General features: G+C 39.9%; 27 protein-coding genes. 15 read left to right on the top strand and 12 right to left on the bottom strand.

The genetic code is table 11. From position 1 onward, the window contains the following. The first annotated feature begins 29 nt into the window (after window positions 1–29). Complete coding sequence (gene pyrE / locus PROVALCAL_RS17070) at window positions 30–671, top strand: orotate phosphoribosyltransferase (protein ID WP_006660588.1); 642 nt, start codon at window positions 30–32, stop codon at window positions 669–671. Window positions 672–725: 54 nt separating this feature from the next. Here the strand turns inward: pyrE and slmA are convergent, their stop codons facing one another. From slmA to coaBC, 3 genes are all read right to left on the bottom strand, one after another. Further along, a complete protein-coding gene (gene slmA / locus PROVALCAL_RS17065; RefSeq protein ID WP_006663233.1) occupies window positions 726–1,322 on the bottom strand; it encodes a nucleoid occlusion factor SlmA in 597 nt (198 codons plus the stop codon). Window positions 1,323–1,540: 218 nt separating this feature from the next. Further along, on the bottom strand, window positions 1,541–2,014 hold the full coding sequence (dut, locus tag PROVALCAL_RS17060) for a dUTP diphosphatase (RefSeq protein WP_181665331.1): 474 nt from the start codon (window positions 2,012–2,014) through the stop codon (window positions 1,541–1,543). After that, a complete protein-coding gene (coaBC, locus tag PROVALCAL_RS17055; RefSeq protein ID WP_006660585.1) occupies window positions 1,968–3,206 on the bottom strand; it encodes a bifunctional phosphopantothenoylcysteine decarboxylase/phosphopantothenate--cysteine ligase CoaBC in 1,239 nt (412 codons plus the stop codon). Before coaBC ends, dut begins: the two co-directional genes overlap by 47 nt. A 182-nt stretch (window positions 3,207–3,388) precedes the next feature. Here coaBC and radC point away from each other — a divergent pair, with 182 nt between their 5' ends. The 8 genes from radC (at window position 3,389) to PROVALCAL_RS17015 (ending at window position 9,929) form a co-directional block, all read left to right on the top strand. Further along, window positions 3,389–4,054, top strand: a complete 666-nt coding sequence (gene radC, locus PROVALCAL_RS17050; RefSeq protein WP_006660584.1) for a RadC family protein — start codon at window positions 3,389–3,391, stop codon at window positions 4,052–4,054. Window positions 4,055–4,307: 253 nt separating this feature from the next. Continuing rightward, window positions 4,308–4,544, top strand: a complete 237-nt coding sequence (gene rpmB / locus PROVALCAL_RS17045) for a 50S ribosomal protein L28 (protein WP_004265123.1) — start codon at window positions 4,308–4,310, stop codon at window positions 4,542–4,544. Window positions 4,545–4,555: 11 nt separating this feature from the next. Further along, window positions 4,556–4,723 carry a 50S ribosomal protein L33 gene (gene rpmG, locus PROVALCAL_RS17040; RefSeq protein WP_004265124.1) on the top strand — a complete coding sequence of 56 codons (168 nt, stop codon included), beginning with the start codon at window positions 4,556–4,558 and terminating at the stop codon, window positions 4,721–4,723. 208 nt (window positions 4,724–4,931) lie between these two features. Next, the gene (rfaQ, locus tag PROVALCAL_RS17035) at window positions 4,932–5,996 is read left to right on the top strand and encodes a lipopolysaccharide core heptosyltransferase RfaQ (RefSeq protein ID WP_006660582.1); all 1,065 of its coding nucleotides are present in this window, start codon (window positions 4,932–4,934) and stop codon (window positions 5,994–5,996) included. A gap of 1 nt (window position 5,997) precedes the next feature. After that, on the top strand, window positions 5,998–7,122 hold the full coding sequence (locus tag PROVALCAL_RS17030; protein ID WP_006660581.1) for a glycosyltransferase family 4 protein: 1,125 nt from the start codon (window positions 5,998–6,000) through the stop codon (window positions 7,120–7,122). Continuing rightward, a complete protein-coding gene (gene rfaP / locus PROVALCAL_RS17025; RefSeq protein WP_006660580.1) occupies window positions 7,115–7,912 on the top strand; it encodes a lipopolysaccharide core heptose(I) kinase RfaP in 798 nt (265 codons plus the stop codon). The genes PROVALCAL_RS17030 and rfaP overlap by 8 nt, the downstream gene beginning before the upstream one ends. A 25-nt stretch (window positions 7,913–7,937) precedes the next feature. Beyond that, window positions 7,938–8,939 carry a glycosyltransferase gene (locus PROVALCAL_RS17020; protein WP_006660579.1) on the top strand — a complete coding sequence of 334 codons (1,002 nt, stop codon included), beginning with the start codon at window positions 7,938–7,940 and terminating at the stop codon, window positions 8,937–8,939. 12 nt (window positions 8,940–8,951) lie between these two features. Then, complete coding sequence (locus tag PROVALCAL_RS17015) at window positions 8,952–9,929, top strand: glycosyltransferase family 8 protein (RefSeq protein ID WP_006660578.1); 978 nt, start codon at window positions 8,952–8,954, stop codon at window positions 9,927–9,929. Window positions 9,930–9,969: 40 nt separating this feature from the next. On the opposite strand, the gene PROVALCAL_RS19615 is transcribed toward PROVALCAL_RS17015, so the two are convergent. Together PROVALCAL_RS19615 and PROVALCAL_RS20185 are read right to left on the bottom strand one after the other, a co-directional pair. Further along, a complete protein-coding gene (locus tag PROVALCAL_RS19615) occupies window positions 9,970–10,662 on the bottom strand; it encodes a sulfatase-like hydrolase/transferase (RefSeq protein ID WP_006660577.1) in 693 nt (230 codons plus the stop codon). After that, the gene (locus tag PROVALCAL_RS20185; RefSeq protein ID WP_006660576.1) at window positions 10,640–11,524 is read right to left on the bottom strand and encodes a sulfatase-like hydrolase/transferase; all 885 of its coding nucleotides are present in this window, start codon (window positions 11,522–11,524) and stop codon (window positions 10,640–10,642) included. The genes PROVALCAL_RS19615 and PROVALCAL_RS20185 overlap by 23 nt, the downstream gene beginning before the upstream one ends. 181 nt (window positions 11,525–11,705) lie before the next feature. Here PROVALCAL_RS20185 and PROVALCAL_RS17005 point away from each other — a divergent pair, with 181 nt between their 5' ends. Then, window positions 11,706–12,710 carry a glycosyltransferase family 2 protein gene (locus PROVALCAL_RS17005; protein ID WP_006660575.1) on the top strand — a complete coding sequence of 335 codons (1,005 nt, stop codon included), beginning with the start codon at window positions 11,706–11,708 and terminating at the stop codon, window positions 12,708–12,710. On the opposite strand, the gene PROVALCAL_RS17000 is transcribed toward PROVALCAL_RS17005, so the two are convergent. Beyond that, window positions 12,705–13,973 carry an O-antigen ligase family protein gene (locus PROVALCAL_RS17000; RefSeq protein ID WP_226890342.1) on the bottom strand — a complete coding sequence of 423 codons (1,269 nt, stop codon included), beginning with the start codon at window positions 13,971–13,973 and terminating at the stop codon, window positions 12,705–12,707. The two genes, PROVALCAL_RS17005 and PROVALCAL_RS17000, sit on opposite strands and share 6 nt — an antisense overlap. A 115-nt stretch (window positions 13,974–14,088) precedes the next feature. Here PROVALCAL_RS17000 and mutM point away from each other — a divergent pair, with 115 nt between their 5' ends. After that, window positions 14,089–14,898: a bifunctional DNA-formamidopyrimidine glycosylase/DNA-(apurinic or apyrimidinic site) lyase gene (mutM, locus tag PROVALCAL_RS16995; RefSeq protein ID WP_006660573.1), complete on the top strand. Its 810-nt coding sequence runs from the start codon at window positions 14,089–14,091 to the stop codon at window positions 14,896–14,898. A gap of 3 nt (window positions 14,899–14,901) precedes the next feature. Here the strand turns inward: mutM and coaD are convergent, their stop codons facing one another. Further along, the gene (gene coaD, locus PROVALCAL_RS16990) at window positions 14,902–15,387 is read right to left on the bottom strand and encodes a pantetheine-phosphate adenylyltransferase (protein WP_006660572.1); all 486 of its coding nucleotides are present in this window, start codon (window positions 15,385–15,387) and stop codon (window positions 14,902–14,904) included. 214 nt (window positions 15,388–15,601) lie between these two features. On the opposite strand from coaD, the gene waaA reads away from it, so the two are divergent. Together waaA and PROVALCAL_RS16980 are read left to right on the top strand one after the other, a co-directional pair. Continuing rightward, on the top strand, window positions 15,602–16,879 hold the full coding sequence (waaA, locus tag PROVALCAL_RS16985) for a lipid IV(A) 3-deoxy-D-manno-octulosonic acid transferase (protein ID WP_006663224.1): 1,278 nt from the start codon (window positions 15,602–15,604) through the stop codon (window positions 16,877–16,879). Between the two features lie 206 nt (window positions 16,880–17,085). Then, a complete protein-coding gene (locus tag PROVALCAL_RS16980; protein WP_006660570.1) occupies window positions 17,086–18,549 on the top strand; it encodes an ArnT family glycosyltransferase in 1,464 nt (487 codons plus the stop codon). A 95-nt stretch (window positions 18,550–18,644) separates the two neighbouring features. Here the strand turns inward: PROVALCAL_RS16980 and rfaC are convergent, their stop codons facing one another. The 3 genes from rfaC to rfaD are packed head-to-tail and all read right to left on the bottom strand — an operon-like array spanning window position 18,645 to window position 21,601. Then, window positions 18,645–19,607 carry a lipopolysaccharide heptosyltransferase RfaC gene (gene rfaC, locus PROVALCAL_RS16975; RefSeq protein WP_006660569.1) on the bottom strand — a complete coding sequence of 321 codons (963 nt, stop codon included), beginning with the start codon at window positions 19,605–19,607 and terminating at the stop codon, window positions 18,645–18,647. Further along, window positions 19,607–20,653, bottom strand: coding sequence for an ADP-heptose--LPS heptosyltransferase RfaF (rfaF, locus tag PROVALCAL_RS16970; RefSeq protein ID WP_006660568.1), 1,047 nt, complete (start codon window positions 20,651–20,653; stop codon window positions 19,607–19,609). Before rfaF ends, rfaC begins: the two co-directional genes overlap by 1 nt. Before the next feature lie 9 nt (window positions 20,654–20,662). Then, a complete protein-coding gene (gene rfaD / locus PROVALCAL_RS16965) occupies window positions 20,663–21,601 on the bottom strand; it encodes an ADP-glyceromanno-heptose 6-epimerase (RefSeq protein ID WP_006660567.1) in 939 nt (312 codons plus the stop codon). 233 nt (window positions 21,602–21,834) lie between these two features. Here rfaD and PROVALCAL_RS16960 point away from each other — a divergent pair, with 233 nt between their 5' ends. Both PROVALCAL_RS16960 and tdh read left to right on the top strand, forming a co-directional pair. Next, the gene (locus PROVALCAL_RS16960) at window positions 21,835–23,028 is read left to right on the top strand and encodes a glycine C-acetyltransferase (RefSeq protein ID WP_006660566.1); all 1,194 of its coding nucleotides are present in this window, start codon (window positions 21,835–21,837) and stop codon (window positions 23,026–23,028) included. A gap of 20 nt (window positions 23,029–23,048) precedes the next feature. Then, on the top strand, window positions 23,049–24,074 hold the full coding sequence (gene tdh / locus PROVALCAL_RS16955) for an L-threonine 3-dehydrogenase (protein ID WP_006660565.1): 1,026 nt from the start codon (window positions 23,049–23,051) through the stop codon (window positions 24,072–24,074). Between the two features lie 82 nt (window positions 24,075–24,156). Here the strand turns inward: tdh and PROVALCAL_RS16950 are convergent, their stop codons facing one another. Continuing rightward, window positions 24,157–25,230 carry a divergent polysaccharide deacetylase family protein gene (locus PROVALCAL_RS16950; RefSeq protein WP_006660564.1) on the bottom strand — a complete coding sequence of 358 codons (1,074 nt, stop codon included), beginning with the start codon at window positions 25,228–25,230 and terminating at the stop codon, window positions 24,157–24,159. 96 nt (window positions 25,231–25,326) lie between these two features. Continuing rightward, on the bottom strand, window positions 25,327–26,619 hold the full coding sequence (gene envC / locus PROVALCAL_RS16945) for a murein hydrolase activator EnvC (RefSeq protein WP_006660563.1): 1,293 nt from the start codon (window positions 26,617–26,619) through the stop codon (window positions 25,327–25,329). Window positions 26,620–26,968 lie beyond the last annotated feature (349 nt).

The following is a 26,968-nucleotide window of genomic DNA, read 5'->3' as shown; positions in this document are numbered from 1 at the left end:
CCAATATTAATTAATGAGGAGAATGACCAATGAAAGCCTATCAGCGCGATTTTATTGAACTTGCCATGAAAAAACAGGTACTAAAATTTGGTGAGTTTACGCTGAAATCAGGTCGTAAAAGCCCCTATTTCTTTAACGCGGGGCTATTTAATACAGGGCGTGACTTGGCTCTTGTGGGTCGTTTTTATGCACAAGCATTAAAAGAGAGTGCGATTGAGTGTGATGTGATTTTCGGTCCTGCTTATAAAGGGATCCCTATTGCAACAACAACGGCAGTGGCGTTAGCAGAACATCACGATATCGATATGCCATATTGTTTTAATCGTAAGGAAGCGAAAGATCATGGGGAAGGCGGCACATTAGTGGGTAGTCCATTACAGGGACGCGTTGTGGTTGTTGATGATGTTATTACTGCTGGCACGGCAATTCGTGAGTCAATGGAAATTATCAAACAACAAGAAGCCACCTTAAATGGTGTGTTGCTGTGCTTGGATCGTCAAGAAAAAGGGAAAGGGGAAATTTCTGCGGTGCAGGAAGTCGAGCGTGATTATGGGTGTAAAGTGTATTCGATCATCACAATGAGCGATTTAATCACGTATTTAACCGAAAAAGAAGGTATGCAACAGCATCTTGCTGCGATGAAAGCATATCGTGAGCAGTATGGTATTTAATTGAAAAAAAGCCCTCGCCCAATAACGGGCGGGGTGAGTAGTATAAATAAGTGGTTATTGTAGCTGAGCCAAAATTAAAGGCCAGCGAGCTTCAAATTCTACCGTTGGGCGGTAACGAAACTCAGAACGTACAAAGCGCGACAGCATACCTTCACAGAAGGCTAATAGTTGAGAAGCTAATAATGATTCGTCATGGATAAAACCATGCCCATCACGGATTTTTTTCTCTTTTAGGACTTGTCGCAGCTGCGATTCTATACGTTCGAATAATTGGTTAATGCGCCCTTGCAGTCTATCTTGCTCGAACATTAGCGCATGCCCTGTCATTATACGCGTTAATCCAGGGTTTTTCTCTGAGAAACCTAAAATTAGCGCTAAAACCAATTTAATTCGGACAAGTGTATCTTTTTCATCCGCTAAAATCAGATTGATGCGTGAAACGAGTGAATCTTCAATAAACTCAATTAGGCTGTCGAACATCTTCATTTTACTTGGAAAATGACGATATAACGCCGCTTCTGAAACACCCACCGCTGCCGCGAGTTTTGCCGTTGTAATACGCTGGCTGCCGTCGCTACTTTCTAACATTAACGCAAGAGCCTGTAAAATCTCATCACGTCTGTTACGTTTTTGTATTGTATTCTCTGCCATGTCTGATAAGACCCCTGCTAAAACAGCAAGACAAACTATCCAAAATTTCGCTCTGAGTAAAGTCACCCTCAGAATAAAACAGGTTTAAAATATGTAGAGATTATAACCAAATCTAAACAGCTCACGAGATAAAAAATACCGTAATGATTGTTTTTATTCACAAATATAGGCGTTTTTAGAACGCCTATATTCGGTATTTCAGCGTGAATTGGTTCGACTTATTGGCGACCAGAGTGTCCGAAACCACCTTCACCACGTTCTGTCGCATCAAAATCATCCACAATATTAAATTGTGCCTGAACAACAGGAACGAATACCATTTGTGCCATACGTTCACCTGGTTCAACGGTGAATGCTTTGTCACTACGGTTCCATACTGACACCATTAACTGACCTTGGTAGTCGGAGTCGATTAAACCCACTAAATTTCCCAGAACAACACCATGCTTATGACCCAGCCCTGAACGTGGCAGGATCACGGCAGCAAGTTGCTCATCAGCGATATGGATAGCCAAACCCGTCGGGATCAATTCAGTTTGACCCGGTGCTAAATCGATAGGTGCATCAAGGCATGCACGTAAATCTAAACCCGCAGAGCCAGTGGTTGCGTAAGTTGGCAGTGGAAACTCGTTCCCAATACGGGGATCAAGAATTTTCAGATCGATTTTTTTCATAACGTTGAAGTATCTCATCAAGTAAATGGTGGCTTAATTCAATTTTACTACTGTGTGGCAATCGAACATCACCGAAAGCATCAAACAGATGTAATGCGTTGTTATCACTATTAAAACCATTATCTGCTAGGGAAACGTCATTGGCACAAATTAAATCAAGTTGCTTTTGTTGGCGTTTTTGTCGTGCATACTCATCGACATTTTGGGTCTCTGCAGCGAAACCAACCACATAAGGTCGATTTTGCGTCAACTTCCCGACACTCGCCACAATATCAGGGTTTTTTACAAGAGTAATGGAGACTTCATTACCTTGTTTTTTAATTTTATTTTCAGCAACGGTTTTGGCGCGGTAATCGGCTACGGCCGCACAGCCAATAAAGATATCTTGCTGATTAATCGATTGGTGCACTTGCTCATACATCTCAAGGGCACTGATAACATTAATTCGATTTACACCACTTGGTGTTGCAAGGTTAACGGGACCTGCAACCAGAGTGACTTTTGCACCGCGAGCACTTGCCGCTTGTGCGATGGCAAAACCCATTTTTCCAGAGCTATGATTACTAATAAAACGCACAGGATCTAAATCTTCACGGGTTGGACCTGCCGTGACCATGATTGAAATCCCTTGTAGATCTAAATGTGGCTGGAAATGCTGACTTGCCAATTTCACAATAGCGAGTGGGTCTATCATGCGTCCAGGACCTACGTCACCACATGCTTGGCTACCTTCGTCGGGTCCCCATATCATAAACTGGCGTTGTTGCAGTCTGATTAAATTATCTTGGGTTGCTGCCGCGCGGTACATTTGTTGGTTCATTGCGGGAACGACCGCAATAGGGGCAGATGATGCAAGGCAAACCGTTGTGAGTAAATCATTCGCCATACCCGCACTGAGTCTCGCGATTAAGTCCGCAGTGGCTGGCGCTAAAATAATTATATCAGCCCATTTTGCCAATTCAATGTGACCCATTGCAGCTTCAGCAGCGGGGTCTAACAAATCGTCAGCGACCGGATAACCGGATACCGCTTGCAAAGTAAGAGGCGTAATAAACGCTTTTGCCGCAGGTGTCATCACAACACGTACAGATGCCCCTTCATCACGCAGCCGGCGAGTGAGTTCTGGAATTTTATACGCGGCTATTCCACCACTAATACCGAGAACAATTCGCTTACCTAATAATGAGTTAACTGAAGTTTGTTGAGTCATGGTCTCTGTCCGATTTGGTCAACATGGGGGGCATCTTACCATATCAATGAGCTTGGTGAGAGAGCCGATTTTGTATCCCGATGCTATTTTTGCGAAGCGCTACGCAAAGGACAGCTGAGACGATTGGCGTTTGCGGATTCGTTAGCTAAAAAGAAAGCAACGACGCGAAAGGAGGTTGGTCGATGCATGAATACACGGAGCTTTTACCGCGAGAAAAAATGCTCGCATACGGCGCTGCTTCATTATCAGATATAGAGCTATTAGCCATTTTCTTACGTACAGGAACACGGGGTGAATCTGTTTTACAACTTGCTGAACGGTTACTTTATGAGTTTGGTTCACTCTATTTATTAGTGCAAGCCGACTATAAGAAGTTAATTGAATGCAAAGGTGTGGGAAATTGTAAATTGACGCAATTGCAAGCTGCGAGTGAATTGGCGAAGCGCTGTTTTTCAATGCAAGTGTTGTGCACGGATATCATGAATAACCCTAACGCGCTGAAATCTAAGCTACTTGAGTTATTCTCAGGGCAGGAGCGTGAGGTGTTTATAGTGCTATTTCTCAATAACCAACATCAGGTTATTTGCCATGAAGAAATGTTTAAAGGGACGATCAATCGTGTTGAAGTTCATCCGCGAGAAATTCTTCGGTTTGCAATGAGAATGAATGCGAGTGCGATAGTGCTTGCCCATAATCATCCATCGGGTAATCCGGAACCCAGCATGGCAGATAAGTATGTGACTGAGCAAATTCAAGGTGCTTGCGACGTGATGGGGATTAAATTACTCGATCATTTTGTCGTTGGACACAAATCTTGTATCTCATTTGCTGAGCGCGGATGGCTGTAAAATCATTTTTTTGACTAAAAAATGACAACTTTTGCTGTGTTGGGCTTGAGTGAAAACGATTGAAAGCGTATACTACGCCACCTTTAAGGATCTCGGGTTTGACGAGAAGAGCCTATCTCAGTAAATTTTTTTGCTAAGATAAATACATTTTGTTGATCACTTAAAAGTTTGCTGAGATGGGCTCCTAAGCCTGACGAGGCAGTCAAGCCCAGAACAAAAAAGCTCGAGCTGATTAGATTTTTGGAGAATAGACATGTCACGAGTCTGCCAAGTTACCGGCAAGCGTCCAATGAGCGGTAACAACCGTTCACACGCATTAAACGCGACCAAACGTCGTTTTTTGCCAAACCTGCACTCTCACCGTTTCTGGGTTGAGTCTGAGAAACGTTTCGTAACACTGCGTGTATCTGCTAAAGGTATGCGTGTTATCGATAAAAAGGGTATTGATGCTGTTCTTGCTGAACTGCGTACCCGCGGTGAGAAGTACTAAGGAGCTAAAAAATGGCTAAAGGTATTCGCGAGAAAATCAAGCTGGTTTCTTCTGAAGGTACAGGTCACTTCTATACCACTACGAAGAACAAGCGCACAATGCCAGAAAAACTGGAACTGAAAAAATTCGATCCAGTTGTTCGTAAGCATGTGATCTACAAAGAAGCAAAAATCAAATAATTTTGTTTCTGCGTACGAAGAACCCAGCTTAGGCTGGGTTTTTTTTGCCAAAAATTAGCGATAAAATAGCTATCCATTGGGATATTGATTAAAAGCTATAACCGTTAATCTGAACGTAGTAACATATTCAGTATTCATGGAATTAATAACGCATTTTATTGTCAAATATCCATATCAATTTATCTATAGACCTGATTAAGAGCGCCTGGTGAAAAAACAGTACAAAAAAATTCTTGTGATCAAGATGCGATTTCATGGTGACATGCTACTGACGACGCCTGTTATCAGCTCATTGAAGCAAAATTATCCTGATGCTCAGATTGATGTTTTACTTTATCAGGACACAATTCCTATCTTATCGGAAAACCAAGAAATCCATACGCTATATGGTATGAAAGGTAAAAAAAGTGGCGGGCTCAGTAAAGCCTGTAACTTTTTAAGCTTACTGTTTAAATTACGTCGTAATCAGTATGACTTGGTCGTTAACCTTGCTGATCAGTGGATGGTTTCACTACTGGTTCGCGCGATTCCCGCTACAACGAAAATTTCCCATGATTTTGGGCATCGCGATTCAAAATTTTGGCGAAATAGCTTCACGCATCTGACTCCTCCTGAAGGGGAGCATGTTGTTTTAAATAATCTTTCTGTATTAAAGCCGTTAGGAATCCAAGAATTTAACACAGACCTAACCATGTCTTATACGGAAGAAGATTGGAAAAAAATTGACCAACGCTTGCTCGATCTTGGGGTACACAGTAGCTACGTAGTGATTCAGCCTACAGCTCGGCAAATCTTTAAATGTTGGGATAATGAAAAATTCTCGGCGGTGATTGACGCATTGCAGTCTCGTGGATATCAAGTTGTACTCACGTCAGGTCCAAGCAAAGAAGACTTAGCGTGCGTGAATGAAATAGCCAACAATTGCCAAACGAAGCCAACAACTGAGTTGGCGGGTAAAACATCATTTCCTGAATTAGGGGCATTAATTGCTCATGCCGCACTTTTTATTGGCGTTGATTCTGCGCCGATGCATATTGCGGCAGCAGTGAAAACGCCAATTGTTTGCTTGTTTGGTGCGACAAACCATATTTTTTGGCGCCCATGGAGTGACAATGTGGTGAAATTCTGGGCTGGCGACTACGAAAAAATGCCGCCAAGAGATGAGTTGGATCGCAATAAAAAATACCTTTCGGTGATCCCAGCTTGTGATGTGATTGATGCAACAGAAAAAATGCTACCGATGAATATGCGTTCAATGATGGGAAGGTATTAGTATGGTATTGGCATTCTGTCTGTATAAATATTTCCCATTCGGTGGGTTACAACGGGACTTTTTACGTATTGCGACAGCGTGCCAAGCTCGCGGGCATCACATTCGCGTTTATACCCAATCATGGGAAGGCGAAAGACCGGAACAGTTTGAAATTGTTATTGTTCCTGTTAGCTCAGGCACTAACCATGGTCGGAATCGGCAATATTATGAGTGGGTGATGGCAGATCTGAAGCAACATCCTGCAGATAGGATTGTTGGTTTTAATAAAATGCCGGGGTTAGATGTTTATTTTGCTGCGGATGTTTGTTATGCGCAAAAAGTCGCAGAAGAGAAAGGGTTTTTCTATAAGCTGACTCCACGTTATAAACATTATGCTGCGTTTGAAAAAGCGGTCTTCCAAAAAGGTCAGCCAACCCAGCTAATGATGCTTACCCCTCATCAAATTGCTCATTTTGAAAAGCATTATGCAACTGAGTTTGAACGTTTTCATATGCTTCCCCCAGGCATTGCCATTGACCGAAAATATGACCAGCAAATTGCTGATGCGAAGCGTATTTATCGAGAAAAAAATCAAATACCTGATTCCGCTTTTTTATTGCTTCAAGTGGGATCCGATTTTAAGCGTAAAGGGGTTGATAGAACCCTTAAAGCAATGGCTGCACTGCCCGAAACCATCAGAAATAACACATTATTAATGGTCGTTGGACAAGATAAACCTGCTAAGTATCAGAAACTCGCGGAAAGCTTAGGGATTGCAAAACAAGTGTCATTTTTTAGCGGACGCAATGATATCGCTGAGTTAATGGCAGCTGCTGATTTATTAATGCATCCAGCTTATCAAGAAGCGGCAGGAATCGTACTTCTTGAGGCCATTGTGGCAGGATTACCGATTATTGTGACCGAAGTGTGTGGTTATGCATCATTTATCAATAAAGCGCAATGTGGCGTAGTGATAGCGGAGCCGTTCGAACAGTCTATTTTAAATCAGTCACTATGCGATAGTTTGCAAGATACTCAGAAACTGGTTCAATGGGCAAACAATGCAAAATATTATTCAGATGCAGAAGATCTGTATAGTTTACCGGAAAAAGCGGCCGATATTATTTTAGGATGCTCTAATGGTTGAGTTAAAAGCGCCTTTTAACGAATTATGGAAAGATAAAGACCCGTTTGCTGAGACAGACAAACTGGATGGTGAAGTTTTTCGTGCATTAGAAACACGTCGAACGTTACGTTTTCAGCTCGATGATAAAAGCTATTTTATTAAGATCCACTACGGTACGACACTAAAAGAAGTTTTGAAGAATTTATTTTCATTCCGTTTACCTGTGTTAGGTGCAGACCGTGAGTGGAATGCTATTCATCGATTAACTGAAGCCGGCGTTGATACAATGAACGGGCGAGCTTTCGGGCAAAAAGGTTGGAATCCACTTCGCCGTCATTCATTTATTATCACTGAAGATTTAACGCCGACAGTGAGCTTAGAAGATTACTGCGCTAATTGGGTCACTCAACCGCCTAAATTCAAAACTAAGCAAATGTTGATCCAGCGAGTCGCTGAAATGGTACGTAAGATGCATAGCATCGGTATTAACCATCGCGACTGCTATATCTGCCATTTCTTACTGCATTTACCGTTTACGGAAAATCAGCAAGATTTAAAAATTTCAGTCATTGATTTACATCGTGCACAGTTAAGATCTTCAGTCCCTACCCGTTGGCGAAATAAGGATTTGATTGGGCTATACTTTTCTTCATTAGAAATCGGTTTGACGCAGCGCGATATTTTCAGATTTATGAAGATTTATTTTGATCTGCCGTTAAAAGAGATACTAACTAAAGAATTTAGTTTGATGGCTGAAGCAAAAAGTAAGGCAAAGCGAATTAAAGAAAGAACTGAAAAACGCGGCTTGTAATTAAAATTCGGTATGGAACATAGGCATGGTAATTAATTTTGATGGTATGGTAAAAAAAACAATTCCGATTGGAAATATCGAGATAGATGATTCGTCATGCCAGCATGTTGCATATGGGATTGATCATAATTTTTTGTATGGTAGCGGCGTCTCGATTGTATCTTTATTGATGCATAATCCACACATTCAGTTTGCATTTCATATCTTTATTGATAATTCAATGAGTGACGAAGATATCGCTAAATTTGCTGAAATTTGTCACTTATATAATACAAAAATTACGATTTATTTTATTGATTCAAATAACGTTAAAAAGCTACCTACGACCAAAAACTGGACTCATGCTATCTATTTTAGATTTATTATCGCAGAATATTTTAAGGATAAAATAGATTATTTACTTTATCTCGATGCAGATGTGGTCTGTAACCGTAATATCGATGAGCTCCTAAGCCATAACTTATTGGGTTATATTGCGGCGGTTGTTCCTGAGCGAGATAAGGCCTGGTGGCAAAAAAGAGCCGATTCATTAGGTTTCCCATCTGTATCGAAAGGCTATTTTAATAGCGGCGTCATGTATATAAATCTACGGACGTGGAAAACGAACAATGTAACAGAAAAATCGATGGCGTTACTGATGGATAACGAGGTTAGCCATAGACTGGTTTATCCTGACCAAGACGTGCTAAATATCTTATTAACGGATAGTGTATTATTTATTAGTTCTATTTTTAATACTCAATTTAGCTTGAACTACGAGTTAAAAAAGAGTTTTGATTTTCCCGTAAAACGAACTACTGTATTTATTCATTATGTGGGCCCAACAAAACCGTGGCATGAGTGGGCTAATTATGAGACAGCACAACCATTTTTAGAGGCGAGGGCTGTCTCTCCATGGCGAAATGTACCATTGCTTAAAGCAAAAAGCAGCAATCATCTACGGTATTGTGCAAAGCATAATATTAATCAAAGAAAGTATTTTTTTGCTTTCAAAAATTATATAGCATATTTTTTTAGTAAAATATAAATAGGTATTTACGTGAACTTAATAAAAGAAAAAATCGAGTTGGGAGCACAAAATGGTGCTGCTGAACTAAATATTGCCTATGGTGTAGATAAAGGATTTTTATTTGGTTCTGGTTTATCTATGAACTCAATTATTATTAATAATTCAGATATTAAGCTAAAATTCCATCTATTTACTGATTATATGAATGATGAATTTTTATCTAAATTAGAAAAATTAACATTAAATGAGAATGTTAATATCGATATTTACATCATTAATGCGGATGAACTAAAAAAACTACCAATATCTCATGTTTGGTCTTACGCGACCTATTTCAGATTTTTTATTTTTGATCATTTATGTGAAACATTATCATCTATTTTATATTTGGATGCGGATGTCTTTTGTAAAGGCAGCTTGAGAAAATATATAGATATTGCTTTTAATGGAGAGTATGCAGCTGTTATTCCGGATGTACCAAACATGCAGATTTCTTGTGTTGACCGTCTTTCTATGCCTCAGATAAAAGATAAATATTTTAATGCTGGCGTTATTTTTCTGAATCTAAAAGTTTGGGATAAAAATAAATTCACTAAGCAGGCATTTAACTTGATTACGAATAACCACACAGGAAAGACATTAAAATATTTAGATCAAGATGCGTTAAATATCATATTTAATTGCCAGAATATTTATCTGCCAAGAGATTATAATTGCATTTATACTCTAAAGAATGAATTAGAACATGAGAATTATAAAGACTATATTACATCAGAAACTAAATTAATTCATTATACAGGGGCGACCAAACCTTGGCACTATTGGGCGGTTAATTACCCAGCAAGTCAAACGTTTAAAGTCGCTTTTGAAACATCACCTTGGAAAAATGATGAATTAGTTGATGCAAAGAAAAAACCAGAGTATCAAGAGAGATATAAACATGAATTTAATCAGAAGAAGTTTTTAACTGGAATTTCTAGTTTGATTAAATATAAAAAGTTTAAATAAAAATTAACGGTGGTGATTATTAATCACCACCGCATAAGAATTATTTTTCTCTAATATCAATAGCTTGGTCACTGTCTAAGTTTTTTAGCTTAGAATACTTATTATATAGCCCATAATCAGTGACATCATCTTTAGGTGTAAATAAACTATGGTTTGAATCAACTTTACTATTATTAATGCCTAGCCAATTAGCGAGTCCATCTACAAATAGTAAGCCAGATTTAAAATTTTTCACCATTATTCTTTCTTTATCATCAGATGATATTTTAATCAATGGGATTTCGAGAACTTTTGCTGTAGAGTTGCTTAAATTCATTCGAATTTCATTGTTAACTTCGCTATGAGATAGACCATGATCAGAAAAATAAAGAATAGAAAAAGTACGTTTATCTCTTTTTTCTTGTTCACCTAACAAATTATAAATTTTCTCGATGATTTCATCTGTCTTTTGAATGCTCGTTACATAGCAGGAAACATTATTATATTTTTCATCTTTCGTAATGTATTGATTACCATAATCTTCAATTCTTGCACAGGCGTCAGGGTGTGAGCCGTAAAGATGAACAACAAATAATCTTTTTTGTTTTTCCGCTATCTTGGAATTGAGTTCTTTTTTGAACATATCAATGAGTTCAAAATCACTTGCATTACTTGAGTTATACGCCCCAATTTTGATAAATTTTTTCGTATCACTGCGAGATGCAATAAAACTAATTGGAGTATCGTATATCACCGATAAACCCTTGGTTAGATAACCAATATGTTTTTATTCCAGCGGATTTAGCGAGGTCGATAAAATTTAACCCATAGTTAGGTTGCCAATCAGTTTTATTAGCGGAGGTTAACATTAAACGTAATGAGGATATGGTATTGGTACCACCTGCAGTTAATCCTTCAACAATGGTTCCATTTACTTTAGATAAAAATGGCGTGTTGTTTATTGGGTAACCATAAATTCCCATATAATCACGTCGGACGCTTTCCCCGATAATCAAAACATAGTCATCATACTGAGTATTATTATTTTTTAGCTCAGACTGACCCCATTCACTCTTTTTTGTCAAATCGCTTAATGAATTCACTTCATCTTTCAGATTGACAAAAGATTGATAGCTTTCATTGAAAAATTGAAATGGAGATTGGTTGATTAGGGCAATAATCACGAGGCAAATCATTAAGGTCTTATTTCTATATAGGTTAATTTTTTTTATTGTAATTATTTTTTTAAAGGCAATGAACCCACCAATAATTACTAAACTAGATAAATAGTTTTTAATCGGAATTTGAGTGAAAAATTCCTGTGTTTCTAGAGCATCTGTGGCAATTAATGATGCTAAATATTGATAGGTTGGAATACCAAATGTTAATCCTATTGGAGTATATATAACATAGGCTATGGTGAATATAGATCCCAAATACCAATAGGCTTTTTTAGATGAGCTTAAAATAATAAAAAATAAACAAACTAGCGTTATTTCGCGGACACTAGGATGTGCAATACCAGCTCCTTTAAGCATCATTTTAGAAAAAATAACAAGAATGACGAGAGAGATAATGGTAAATAGTACTTTTTTTATATCTATATTTTCTTTCATTTTTCAAGGCCAATAGGGTCTGTAATGTCTAAAATAAGCGCTTAGCGTATTTAACTTAAATTGTTCTTCAATAGAAAAGTGTAAATTTGAGTATCAGATAAAATGGGCATATACATTAATTTATGATTGGTTTAATCTATATGCATAGATATATTTATTAATGATTCTACGGCATAATTGTATGGATAACCAACATTTTTTAAAGAGTAATCAAATCCAGAATGGCTTAGTTTCAGTCATTATTCCTGTATATAACTCAGCGTCATTCATCTGTAAGACTATTGATTCAGTTTTACAGCAAACCTATTCGAATTATCAGATTGTGATTATTAATGATGGTTCAACCGATAACACGGTAGAGGTTATTACCAAAAAATTGGGTAATAACCTAAATTTTAAGGTTATTACTACGCCTAATGGTGGTGTTTCTAAAGCTCGTAATACTGGTATTACATATGCTGAGGGTGAGTATATCTGTTTCCTTGATAGTGATGATAAATTAGAACCGACATTTTTGGAAACGCTTGTTGAGAAAATTAACCAAAATAAAGTTGATGTTCAACTCTGTGGGTATTATAAACATTACGCTAATACGGTTGAAAAATTACCTAAGTCTAATGATTGCCAAAGAATTCTTAGTCAGTACCTTTTAGGTGATATGTCATTCCATATAGGTTCAATGTTAATTTCAAAGTCATTTTTAGACAAAGTAAATATTCGATTTAATCCAGATTTACGCTTAGCGGAAGACATTTTATTTATATGCCAGATATTATCTGTAGCGAAACTAAACATTTGTTTAAGTTACTTATATCACCATCAGTATCGAAAGGGCTCTTTAACAACCTCTGCATGGACTAAAGAAGATTATTTTCATGATATCGATGCTAAGGTGACGATAGAAAAAGAAATTAAGCAAATTTATACAGGGGAAGATCACAGTTTCGTTTGCCATCAATTAGCTTCAAATGTGTTCAGTAGTAAATTGAGATATGGCTGGAAACTGTTTCTAGCTAAAAAGTACCGTGAGCTAGCCAGCCTGAATAACCAGAAATTCTTTGCCGATTATGATATTAGTGTATTACCCAAGAAATATAAAAAAAGAGCAAAGATTATTGCATTTAATAACCCGACCATTTGGGCTCTAATTAACGTGTTTTATACTAAGAAAAATACCAAATTATGAGAGTTTCAATCGTGAAGAAAAGCAGCTAGTCATAAGAATAAGCACTAATACCCACGATAGTGATACTTGAGTTGAAATAATCAATGTATCACTAAGTCCTAACCCGATTAAAACGAATGTAAACCCTAAGATAAAAGGGTTTTTGGCTTGTTTATAGCCATATGCAAATATTGCGACATAGAATAATAAGATAAGAAGAACACCATTAATCCAGCCTTTGGTGGATAATTCTTCCATTAGATCATTATGTAAATGGGCTTGCATATGCTCAATTGCACCAGCGAATCTTTTATCATTCTTTGCCAATTCGATAATTTTACTATTTCTTTCTTCTGCTGATTGCCATAGAAATCCATTAGATGCATAAAATCCAGTTTGGATCATAGATAGCCGATCTCCAACAGATGTGGATGTAGAGTCATTTTTGATATAGGCAATGATTTCATTACTAGCACTTTGCATTCTTTGTATAATTGTTTCGCTAAAGATTGCGCATATAATTAACGCCGCAATGATAGGGAACAACACAAATTTTAATTTTAAATTTTTATTTTGTCTAAAATAAAGAAAAAAGATACAGAGGCTAATAACTGGATACAATAAAATTCCCGCTCTCGTTTCAGTTAGAACTACACAGAAAAAAGTGATTAAAATAGATAGAGAATATAAATAATATTTTATCCTTGAGCCGTGAGATAAAAAGATAAATTGTGCATATAAAGATAAAAATATCATGGCATAAGCTGCCCCAGTAGCATTTGAGGCATTATGAAATGCTAACTCAACTCTTGGAATATGGAGGTAAAACTCTTGATACACAGTATAACCCAGTATGCTTATCTGGCTTATTGTTGCGGTTATTAAATGCAACTTCGAGATTAAAATATTTTTCAACGCATTATGGGTGATAAGTAATATAAAGCTACCAAACAGAGCTATTTTCCCCATTTGGAAGTATCCATGGTAGACATTTCTATAAATAGAATCACTTGTTTTGTAAAGTTCTACCCAAATCAGATGAGTTATACCAATCAAAAATAAAGGGATAGCAACAATGACTATTTTGTTTTTTAAATATACCTTAGGTGAGGATAAAAATGTTAAAACTGAAAGTATGCCTGCAAAATTAAATATTTTACTGGTAATATCAGGTTTAAAAGGTAATAACAAAATTGCAATAAAACACAATCCGAGCATCAGGGTGGGAAGATATCGATGACATGATTGAACTAAAAAATTATTGCTGAAAGATAATTTGGTCATAATATCATTGCTCAGAAATGATGATAATGGATAAAATATTTCTCATTAGAATAACTGATGTTAATTCAACTTAGAAGAAATGATTGAATTTATATAAGAGAGATTGGAGCTCACCATGCCAGAACTACCCGAGGTTGAAACCAGTCGCCGAGGTATTGAGCCTCATTTGGTTGGTAATACAATTAGTTATGCGATTGTGCGTAATGAACGTTTACGTTGGCCGGTCAGTGAACAAATCAAACGTTTATCTGATGAAACCGTGCTAAGTGTCCAACGCCGGGCAAAATATTTGCTGATTGAGCTGCGCAAAGGATGGATTATTGTCCACTTGGGCATGTCTGGTAGTGTCAGGATTTTAACCGAAGAACTTCCAGAAGAAAAACATGACCATGTAGATCTTATTTTAGGTGATGGAAAAGTTTTGCGTTATACCGACCCTCGACGTTTTGGTGCATGGCTTTGGTGTGAGGATTTAGCATCCAGCTCTGTGCTTGCCCACTTAGGTCCTGAGCCTCTCTCAGATGAATTTAACCCTCAGTATTTATTTGATTTAGCGGCAAAACGTAAAGTTGCGGTTAAGCCGTGGTTGATGGATAACAAAGTGGTTGTTGGGGTGGGAAATATTTATGCTAACGAAGCGCTATTTGCGTCAAAAATCTCACCAGAAAAATTGACGAATACACTGACACTCCATGAAATCACTGAACTCGTGACACAGATTAAAAAAGTGCTGCAACGTTCGATAGAGCAAGGTGGAACGACTCTGAAAGACTTCTTACAGTCAGATGGGAAGCCTGGTTATTTTGCCCAAGAGTTGTTTGTTTATGGGAAAAAAGGTGAGCCATGCTCTTTATGTGGAACACCGATTGAAAGCATTAAACAAGGGCAGAGGACAACCTTTTATTGCCCTCAATGTCAGAATTAACTGCTAGATTTTATTGAGCTTTTTCAGCATGGCCTCGGCGACAACCGGCGGTAAAAACGACGAAATATCCCCATCATGAAGCGCAACATCCTTAATTAAAGAGGATGAAACGAAAGACAAACTTTGTGATGGGAGTAAAAACACGGTTTCTAAATCGGGAACAAAGTGGCGGTTCATATTGGCTAGCTGCCATTCATACTCAAAATCCGCGACTGAGCGCACTCCACGAATTAAAATATTCGCACCATGCTTTTGGGCAAAGCTTGCCATTAACTCTGAAAAACCAACAACTTCCACATTATCCAAATGAGCGGTTACTTGCTTTGCCAGTTCAACGCGCTCCTCCAAATTAAACATAGGGCTTTTGCGTTGGCTATTTGCGATAGCGAGTAGGACATGATCAAACATTGCGGCGGCGCGGGTTACGATATCAACGTGCCCAGAGGTAATCGGGTCAAAGGTGCCCGGGTAAATAGCTTTATGGTTCATAATATTGCTATCTCATTGTTTATTAATGCTTATTCTAATATATAAAGATGAATAAGTGACGGTGAAATCCACATTAACGGCAATTGGGTTCTGTTGCAACAAGCACGGATAGGTATACATTTATTTTAAGTCTAATTTTAGGCACAGATTCTACACACTTTCAGTAATGGTTTATGGTAAGATACCGCCAATTTTGGTAAGTGAATCAGATCGAATGCTATTGCGTGTATATCAGGTACTTCTTTATCTCATCCAGCCACTAATTTGGATACGCTTATTACTGCGTAGCCGTAAAGCGCCTGCGTATCGTAAACGCTGGGGGGAACGTTATGGCTTTTGTAGCGGAAAAGTCGTTCCGAAAGGTATCTTGTTGCACTCAGTCTCGGTGGGGGAAACTCTTGCGGCTGTGCCCCTAGTTCGCGCATTACGCCATCACTATCCATCACTCCCTATCACTGTCACGACAATGACTCCAACAGGCTCGGAGCGCGTCCAGTCTGCTTTTGGCGATGATATCAGCCATGTTTACCTACCTTATGATTTACCGGGTTCAATGAACCGTTTTCTTAAACAAGTTGACCCTAAGTTGGTCATTATTATGGAAACGGAATTATGGCCCAATATGATCAACCAACTGCATAAGCGAAATATTCCATTAGTGATCGCCAATGCTCGATTATCTGAACGTTCAGCCGCGGGTTACCAAAAACTAGGTAGCTTCGTGAAACGTATGCTGCAAAACGTCACGATGGTTGCGGCTCAACATCAAGAAGATGGTGAGCGTTTTATTCAATTAGGATTAAGGCGTAAGCAGTTAGAAGTGACGGGAAGCTTAAAATTTGATATTTCCGTTACCCCTGAACTGGCGGTTAAAGCCATTACATTACGCAGACAGTGGGCGGCACACCGACCTGTGTGGATTGCGACGAGCACCCATGAAGGTGAAGAAGCTATTGTTTTACAGACGCATCAACAGTTGCTGCAAAAGTTTCCTAATCTATTGTTAATTTTAGTCCCAAGGCACCCTGAACGTTTTGCTAAAGCGGAAGAGTTGACGCAAAAGGCTGGACTCAGTTTTATTCGACGTAGTAGTGGCGCTATCCCATCTCCAGAAACGCAAGTCGTTATTGGTGATACCATGGGTGAGCTTATGCTGCTTTATGGAATTGCAGATATTGCTTTTGTTGGTGGCAGTTTAGTCGAAACTGGCGGGCATAATCCCTTAGAAGCCGCGGCTCATGCACTACCAGTTTTAATGGGACCGCATACCTTTAATTTTAAAGATATTTGCGCGAAGCTCATTCAAGCTGATGGATTGATTACCGTAACAGACAGTGAATCCATGGCTCAAGCGGTTACGAGCTTATTGTCTGATGAAGATTACCGCTTGTATTATGGTCGTCATGCGGCTGAAGTATTGCATGAAAACCAAGGCGCATTACAACGCTTACTGAAATTACTACAGCCTTATTTACCCCCAAGAGAACAATAATATTTAGCAAAAATATAGTTAACTTGAATATTACTATAATGAGTAATGACAATTTCTCTCATTTCTAATTATTTTGTTTAAAGTATAGTAAACTATCCAGTCACATTTTTGCATACTCGCTCGAGTTAGGGGGCATCCTCTAAATCTCGAGATAAAACAATGCGTATTTCCCTTTAACTTTATTGATAAATTTCGCTGAAAAAAGAATGCCAACTACCAATCAACCAGCCTCAAATAAGTATTTGTATCTTTGGATCATTGGCTATGCCATCGCCTGGATCCTTGCGAGTTTCTTTTTTGACCCAACGGTTCCCTATGATACCGTCGAAGCGGTGAACTGGGGAATGAATGGTGAATGGGGGTCTCCAAAAAACCCTTGGTTCGTGGGCATGATGATGTGGCCAGCCATCCATTTGGGTATTTCCTATAGTTTCTATTGGTACTTTAGCCATTTTGTCGGTATTGCATTTGGGCTACTCGGAGTATGGAAATTAGCGTATCGATTAACCGGGCGTCGAGACCTTGCATGGTTTGCGATGCTGATGATGAATTTATCCGGTGTTATTAACTTCGATATCATTCCTTATAATGATAACTATATTTTAGTAACACTCTGGCCGTGGGTACTCTACTTTTTTCTTCGCTCTGTTGAAGATAACCCGCTGTGGTGGCTACCGTTTGCTTTGGTTGCAGGCCTCGCGACGATGGGGAAATATTCTACATTAGCCTTAGTTGGTTCAGTGTTCTTGCTAACTGTATTTGTGAAGCAAGCCCGCCAAAGCTACCGCCATCCGGTATTTTATCTCGCGATAGCACTTTGGTTTGCCATGATACTGCCAAACTTATTCTGGCTAATAGCGAGTGATTTTTCTGCCTTTAAATGGGTAGGTTCGCAAATTGATCCTGGTTTTAATTTACATACGACTGAAGCCGCATTAAGTGTGTTTTATCCACTGATCATTGCAGCCATTATTTTGTATTGTTGTGGTGGAAAAATTGGTTGGCCAAAAGCATTATCTAATCGCATGGCAAACTTTATTATTTTATTTCCATTAGCGGTTATTTACGGTTGGTTTTCGTTCCATGATGGCGGACGAATTACGGAATGGCTACAACCATTTATGATGGTATGTGCACCTTTGTTTGTTGGTTCAATCACGGTAATGCCAAAGAAATCTCTGAAAAAACCATTAATTGGTTTAGTAGTGGTTGGCGTATTGATGATTCTGGGCTACTTGGTTGTTCAAGCAGGAAATATTCGTGGCGCTGGTCAAAAGTTCATTGGGGTGAAAACCTTAATTGCTGAAGGCGAGCAGCGTTGGTACCAGCGTTATGGCACACCAGTGAAATATGTCGGCGGAGAGGATAACTTGCATCAATGGTTTATTATCTATGCTCAAGATAGACCACATGTTATTCAGCCGTGGACGCTAGAAAATCATATGCCACCAAATGTGTATAACCGTGATATTACTGAAGCAGAAATTCGTGAACACGGTGCTATTTTATTAGGTCGTAAATATGATGATTGTGCACATGAAGATTTTGCGAAAGTACGTAAATTCTGGCCACAGTTTACGATTGAGAAAGAAGACGTCATTTATCGTTCTGAACCGGATGCTGAGCCGAAAACCATGTGTTTTGGGTTTATCGCGCCCGAGAAAAAATAGCAATCTTCTTCTGTATTGAGAAATAATGAAGTGGTCAAATGACCGCTTCATTTTTTTGGATCCCATACTGTAGATGGGAAGCTAGAACAGGTAGTTTAAAGATAGGCACTTAATTGCTGAAAAACAGTATTGGCTGTAATGCTATCCATACATTTATCCGCACTTTTTATCTCATTTTGTCCCTTTCCATAACCACCAATTAAGCCTGGATCAGTGGGACCAAATAGAGTGAAATTTGGTTTATCTAAGGCCGCAGTCAAATGGCTTAAACCAGTATCAACAGAAACCACTGCTTTAGAGTCCGCAATTTGCTGTGCGACTTGTGCTAGCGTTAATTTTGGTAAAACTTCAACAAAATCAAAACCTTCTGCTAGCCTCATTGCGCGTTGGCGTTCATGTTCTGCACCCCATGGGAGCTTCACCTTCAGTCCAGTTTCTTTCATTAACTGAATAAGTTCACGCCAATGAGACTCAGACCAATGCTTATCATCACGCGTGGTCGAGTGCAAAAACACCACATAAGGTGCGAGATCTTCGTGACTGGATTGTGAAAAGTGGCGAGCAATCGCGTAATCACCTTGCGTTGTGGGGCAGCTGTATCCAAGGCTTTTGGCAAATAACTGGCGAATACGTTCTATAGCATGCTGCTGTTTACTAATGGAATAACGATGATCGTAGAAGAAACTGGCGATCGGTTCTCGAATACTATGGCGATCATAACCATGTTTAGGACCATGAGCGAGACGAGTCACTAGCAATGCACTTTTAAGTAACCCTTGTGCATCGATAATCGCATCGTAGTGCGTTTCCTGTAATTGGCGACGAAATTCTGCACGTTCAGCTCGAATGGGTGCAGAAAACCAATTTTTTCGCCAACGGCGAATGGCGACAGGAATCACTTTGTTTACAGCACTATGCCATGTGGGAATTTGAGCAAATCCCTCTTCAACCACCCAATCAAACTGAATATCTGGTATCGCAGCCTGCGCATCTGTCAATGCAGGCAGAGAGTGTAAAACATCTCCCATAGATGATGTTTTTACTAATAACACTCTCATTATTTAATACCTATATTTAAACGTGTAAGGGCATCAAGTACCATCTGAGGTTGAATATCGATTAAACTTTGATGATAACCACTCTCGCCATCACCTTTACGGACTTTGTGATAACCCGTGATGAGGCGTATCACTTCCGCTTTATCTGTTAGTGGGGGAGTGAAGTCTGGGCTACTTGGTCCATACAAAGCGACGAGTGGTTTACCCAGTGCGGCAGCAACGTGCATGAGACCAGAGTCATTGCTCACCACGGCTTGGCAAGAATCAATAAGGTTAACCGCTTGTTCTAATGACGTTTTCCCAGCAAAATTAAGGCATGAATTGCGAGCACTGTCAGTTAAACTTTGACGGATCTCTTCACCTGCGTCATGGTCTTTTTGAGAGCCAAATAACAGCACTTGATAGCCTTGCTCACTAATCAATTTTTCGGCAAGAGCGGCATAGTGGTAGTGTGGCCAACGTTTGGCTGGACCAAATTCCGCACCTGGGCAAAAACCAATAATGGGGCGAGAAGAATCGATATTGAACTGGCGAACGGTTTCATCAACGTGTTGTTTATCCGTGACTAATTTCGGCCATAAAATAGGCGCAGGGATATCTTCGGCTGATTTAATACGTTGTTTATCATACGCCAATGCGACATAGCGCTGAACCATCAACGGAAATGCTTGTTTATTTAATGGGCGTAAATCGTTGAGCAACCCATAGCGCATTTCACCACGCCATCCAGTTCTTTTGGCTATTTTGGCAAAGAAAGGGACCAGTGCAGATTTTAACGAGTTCGGTAAAACAATCGCCTGATCGTAGCCATTTTTGCGCAATTTGATACCTAATTGGCGACGTTCACCAATTTCTAGCTTTCCATGCCCTAATGGCATGGAAATGGCTTCAGATACCTCGGGCATTTTTGCCAGCAAGGGACGGCACCAGTCTGGTGCCATAACATCAATTTGAGCATGAGGATGCAGCGCCTTGATCGTGCGATAAAGGCTCTGGGACATCATCATATCCCCCACCCACGAGGGACCGATCACCAATATTTTCATAAATGAGGATTACGCGTCCTTATTCAGCCATTGCATATATTCGGTGACGCCTTCGGCAACCGTTTTAAACGGTGCAGTATAGCCAGCAGCACGTAGTTTAGTGAGATCCGCTTGCGTGAAGCTTTGGTAGCGACCTTTTAATTTCTCTGGGAATTCAATGTATTCAATCGCCACATTTTTATCTTTATGGAATGCAGTCACTGCATCGGCTACCGCTTGGAAAGATTCTGCACGACCTGTGCCACAGTTAAAAATGCCTGAAACGTTGTTTTCCCAGAACCATAAGTTTACGGCAGCAACATCACCGACATAAATAAAGTCACGGCGGAAAGTCTCACTTCCTTCAAACAGTTTGGGATTTTGTCCTTCATTAATCTGTTTATTTAAGTGATAAGCCACGCTTGCCATGCTGCCTTTATGGTTTTCATTTGGTCCATATACGTTGAAATAGCGGAAACCACAGACTTGCGATTGCGCTTCCGGCATGATGTTACGAACATATTGGTCAAATTGGAATTTAGAGTAGCCGTATACGTTCAGCGGTTTTTCAAATTCGCGTTCTTCGATGAAATTATCGCTACGTCCACCGTAAGTAGCAGCAGAAGAAGCATATAAGAATGGAATTTCACGCTCTAAACAGTAATGCAGTAGCTCTTTAGAAAATTGATAGTTGTTGTCCATGATGTACTTACCATCCCACTCAGTGGTGGATGAACAAGCACCTTCATGGAAAACGGCATCAATATCGCCAAAATCATCACCAGCAATCACGCTTACGATAAAGTCTTCTTTATCCATATAATCGGCGATATCGAGATCAACGAGATTGGCAAACTTAGTACCATCTTTCAGGTTATCAACCACTAGAATATCGGTGCGACCTATTTCATTCAGAGCTTTAATAATATTGCTGCCAATAAAACCAGCTCCGCCAGTGACTACGATCATCGTGAATACCTCAAGTGGGTTAAGAATAAATGGGATATAAAATTGGGGTCTATAATAACACCTCTTTGTGCAGACAACAGTATATCGACCAGATAATTGTCCTAGTTGTCATACCTCTTTAAAGGGAATTATCGTGATCTTGTCTACAAAGTTAACTTATTTGCTCACCAGATATCGCTAGTTCTAGTGACTATAATTAAACTCTGTAAACAACTTCTTTACAGGAACAAATCATGTCAGAACAATTTTACCAGCAGATTAAACAACAATTGGTGCAAATAGAAGCTGAGGGCTTGTTTAAACATGAACGCATTATAACGACATCTCAAGATGCGGATATTGAAATCCAAGGTGGGCAGCGCGTTATTAATTTTTGTGCAAATAACTATTTAGGCTTAGCCAATCATCCCGCATTAATTGAAGCTGCAAAACAAGGAATGGATAGCCACGGTTTTGGTATGGCATCAGTGCGCTTTATTTGTGGAACCCAAGATAGCCATAAAGTTCTTGAAAAGAAAATTGCGGATTTCCTTGGAATGGAAGATGCGATTTTATATTCATCCTGCTTTGATGCGAATGGAGGACTGTTTGAAACGCTGTTAGGACCTGAGGATGCAATTATTTCTGATGCGTTAAACCATGCATCTATTATTGATGGTGTTCGCTTATGTAAAGCCCAGCGATACCGTTACAGCAATAACAATATGACGGAATTAAAGCAACGTCTTGAAGAAGCTAAAGCCGCAGGGGCACGCCATATTTTGATTGCCACTGACGGCGTTTTCTCGATGGATGGTGTGATCGCGGATTTAAAAACAGTCTGTGATCTTGCGGATGAGTATAACGCATTAGTGATGGTTGATGACTCTCATGCAGTTGGTTTTGTTGGTGAAAATGGTCGCGGTAGCCATGAGTACTGTAAAGTGATGGGGCGCGTTGACATTATTACTGGCACATTAGGAAAAGCATTGGGTGGCGCATCAGGTGGTTATACTGCTGCCAAAAAAGAGGTGATTGAGTGGTTACGTCAGCGTTCTCGCCCTTATTTATTTTCTAACTCTCTTGCGCCAGCCATTGTCGCCGCCTCGATTAAGGTGATCGATATGATGACCGATGGAAAAGAGCGTCGTGAAAAATTATGGCGTAATGCGGTGTTATTTAGAGAAAAAATGTCTGCTGCTGGTTTTACTTTAGCGGGCGCTGACCATGCCATCATTCCTGTGATGTTAGGTGATGCCAAAGTGGCACAGGAATTCGCTTCTGAGTTATTAAAAGAAGGTATTTATGTAACAGGGTTTTTCTATCCTGTTGTTCCGCAAGGACAAGCGCGAATTCGCACGCAAATGTCTGCGGCTCACAGTGAGGAGGATATTTTACACGCTGTTGATGCATTCACCCGTATTGGCAAAAAACTCCAATTAATTTAGCCTCTAATAAAAGGTCGCCTATGAAAGCACTGTCCAAATTAAAAGCAGAACCAGGTATATGGATGACAGATGTTCCGAAACCGGAACTGGGACACAATGATGTGATGATTAAAATCCGTAAAACCGCGATTTGTGGGACGGATGTTCATATCTACAATTGGGATGAATGGTCGCAAAAAACGATTCCCGTCCCCATGGTGGTAGGTCATGAATATATAGGGGAAATTGTTGAGATTGGGCAGGAAGTTAAAGGATTTAAAATTGGTGACCGCGTTTCTGGCGAAGGGCATATCACTTGTGGTCATTGCCGAAATTGCCGTGGAGGGCGTACCCACTTGTGCCGTAACACGATTGGCGTAGGTGTCAATCGCCCAGGGTGTTTCGCTGAGTACTTAGTGATCCCTGCGTTTAATGCGTTTAAAATTCCTGACAATATCCCAGATGAAATTGCATCGATCTTTGACCCATTTGGTAATGCGGTACATACAGCGCTGTCCTTTGATTTAGTCGGGGAAGATGTGCTGGTATCTGGTGCAGGTCCCATTGGTATTATGGCGGCGGCTGTTTGCCGACACGTTGGCGCTCGTCATGTGGTGATCACCGATGTGAACGATTATCGTCTTGAATTAGCAAAGAAAATGGGTGTAACACGTGCGGTGAATGTGAGCCGTGAAAACCTTAAAGATGTGATGAATGAACTGGGGATGAAAGAAGGATTTGATGTGGCGTTAGAAGTTTCAGGGGCGCCAGCCGCTTTCCAAACCATGCTAGACACCATGAATCATGGCGGCAGAATTGCTCTGTTAGGTATCCCTCCAGCATCGATGGCAACAGACTGGAGCCAAGTGATTTTCAAGGGATTGTTTATCAAGGGAATTTATGGTCGGGAGATGTTTGAAACGTGGTACAAGATGGCGACTTTAGTACAGTCTGGTCTTGATTTATCACCAATCATTACTCATGAGTTTTCTATTGATGATTTCCAAAAAGGCTTTGATGTCATGCGTTCAGGGCAATCAGGAAAAGTGATTTTAAACTGGGACTAAATTAAGTTTAATCAATCGGTTATTTCTAAGGGTTCATAGGATAAATGCCTTTGAACCCTTTTTATATTCTGCCTATTTATTGCTATGAGGCTTTCTTTCCTGCAATTAAAGGTTGCAAGGTTTTATCTTGATAAATGGCTTCTACCACAAACATGAGTAGGTCAATGCCTTGTAGGCGGGTAGTTGGAAGCTCTATCTCACAAATTCCTAATTCGGTCGGTTTCTCAGATTGTTGAGCGTTTTTATTGGCCTCTGTGAGTTCTGAATTTTCTGGTACGGAGGTTTTGTCAGCGGAGATTGGCTGCGTAGGCTCAGTCAGTTTTTCATCGGATTGACTTGGTGTTTTTACTTCAGGCTTTTCTGTTGGTAACGAATGAGTCATACCTTCAGGCTGCATTCTGAGTGTTTTGCGAGGCTCGCCTGTTGCTGATTGATGATTGACTAAAGTGCTGACAGGGACTAATTCAATATCTGCGGGAACTTGAGGAATAAATTTTTGTAATGCTCGTACTGTCGAAGGATGTGGGTGACCAATGGCGACCGCACTACCATGCTTACGTGCGTAGGCAATGGCTTTATTCAGCTGAGTGCGCGTTTCTTCTTCAGATTGGTGGTTATCAATAAAAATATTTCGTTTTGCGGAGGGGACACCGAATTCTTTTGCCGCATTCACAGCTTGTGTATTGCCAATGGTGACGCTATCTAAGAAAAAGAGGTTCGATTGCGACAGCGAGCGCATCACATTGCGCATCCCAGAAAGGCTGGAGGTCATCTCGCTGCCCATATGGTTATTCATTCCTTTAGCGTGAGGAACTCGGCTAATGGCATTTTTGATGATGCGGTCAACCTCTTCAGCACTCATCGACGGAGCGAGAGTATCCTTTTCAAGTGGTTGTTTACTCAAAGGTTTCATTGGCATATGAATCAAAATATCTCGCCCTTGTTGATAGGCGGTTGCCGCAACCTCAGCACCATGAGGTGAGTTAGGTAAAATCGCAATGCTGATTGCCACAGGTAGCGCGAGTATTTGATTATCTTCTTTTACGCGATAGCCGAAATCATCAATGACAATTGCAAGCTTAGCTGCACTCACCTGAAAGCCAATTATGAGAAGGAGTAAGCTAATCAGTAATTTTATGGGTGAGTGTTTTAACATAATGATTTTCCTAACAGATTATAGAATTAGCGAGAGACTAGAATGTTATCAACTCGCTATCTATTTATTTATGGGTACAGCTATCTATTGATATTTTTATCGACCTAACCATGGACGAGGGTTAACGGTTTTACCTTGACGACGAATTTCAAAATAAAGAGCAGGGCGTTCTTGACCACCACTGCTTCCTACCAAGGCAATTGGCTGACCGGCACGGACTTCTTGTCCGACGTTAACTAGGGCGCTTTGGTTATAGCCATATAAGCTCATATCGCCTTTACCGTGTTCAACGACGACAACCAGACCGTAACCTTGTAACCAGTCTGCGAGTAATACTCGACCATCAGCGATAGCTTTAACTTGGGTACCTTCATTCGCCGCAATAACCATCCCTTTCCAGCGTAATTCACTGGAGATGACATCACCGTAATTGTGTAGCGTTGAACCGCGTACTGGCCAAATAGCTTGACCGGCTGGACGACCTAAACCGCCTGTTCGGGACATCAGTGATTGCTCACTTTCGGATGGCTTATAGGTTGCCCCTTTCTGTTTCGCTTTTCGCTCTTTTTCAGCTACTTGGGCACGAATTCGAGCTGCTTCACGCGCTTCGCGTTCCGCTCGAGCTTTAGCTTCACGCTCTGCTTTGGCAATTTTGTCACGTAATCTGGCTTCGTTTTGCTTTAATACCGCTAAGTTTTTCTGATCTTCTTTTAATGCGCTTTCTAAGACAGTTAATGTTTTTTGCCTTGAAGCTTGCGCATTATCTAATTTTTGTTTTTCTTGCTGCTGGCGTGTGAGCGTTGTTTTTTGCTCCGCCTGTTTTTTTTGTTCTAACTGTTTTTGCTCATGCAGTTCTTGGGTTGTTTCTTCCAGCCCAAGAATCGTTTTTTCGCGGGCCTGATTAAGGTAGCCATAGTAGGCAAGAATACGTTCTTCGCGTTGACCTTCTTCACCTTTTAAAAGTAGTGATAAACCTTGATGTTTGCCAAGTCGAAATGCGGCATCTAATTGCTCAGCAAGCAGTTTTTCTTGTTCATTTTTTTTCTTCTGCAATCGACTAATATTGGCGGATAAAGCGGATATTTCTTTATCTAGTTGTTTTAATTGGTTTTGGGTTAGGTGCAAATCACGGCTTGCGGCAGAAATACTTTGTTCTTGTTCTTTCAGTTGCTGGAGGAGATTGTTTTTTTTAGCCTGCTGTTCTTTAACGCTTTTTTCTTTTTCAGCGATACTTTTCAGTAGGTCGTTTAGCTGACCTTTATTTTCGGTGATCGGATTCGCGAGTGTGACATGAGAAGGCGCCAAAGTAAATAATCCCAAACCAAGCAGGGCAGGAATCATTGCCTGACGAACAAAAAATGTCTTTATTCGATGGGATGTATGGGCCATTGTGATAGATCACCTCAATTAAATGCAATAACTGATTATTTCATCTGCAAGTCGTGCTTTCCAGTGTTCTCTTAAAAATAGTCATAAAAACGCTTAAAAATTAAGAATGTTGCTATTATGCAACGTAATACTAAGTCAAATTATAGGCGTATTATCACTGATTTTTTTTGTATAGCTAGTTTTAGGGGCTTTTTTTCTATCTTGACGGGAATTAATTTATCGTCGAGGCCTAGTCTGAGCATGTTTATGTTAAAATGCTTGCGTGCAGCTTCGAGGAAAAATTTCTTTTTTTCAGTAAAAAGGTGTTAACTCTGCGAGTGTTTTCGCAAAAAAGATATTCTAGTTTGCG

The organism is Providencia alcalifaciens DSM 30120 (genome assembly GCF_000173415.1).
GTDB lineage: Bacteria > Pseudomonadota > Gammaproteobacteria > Enterobacterales > Enterobacteriaceae > Providencia > Providencia alcalifaciens.
This window is presented reverse-complemented; position numbering and strand designations above follow the sequence as displayed.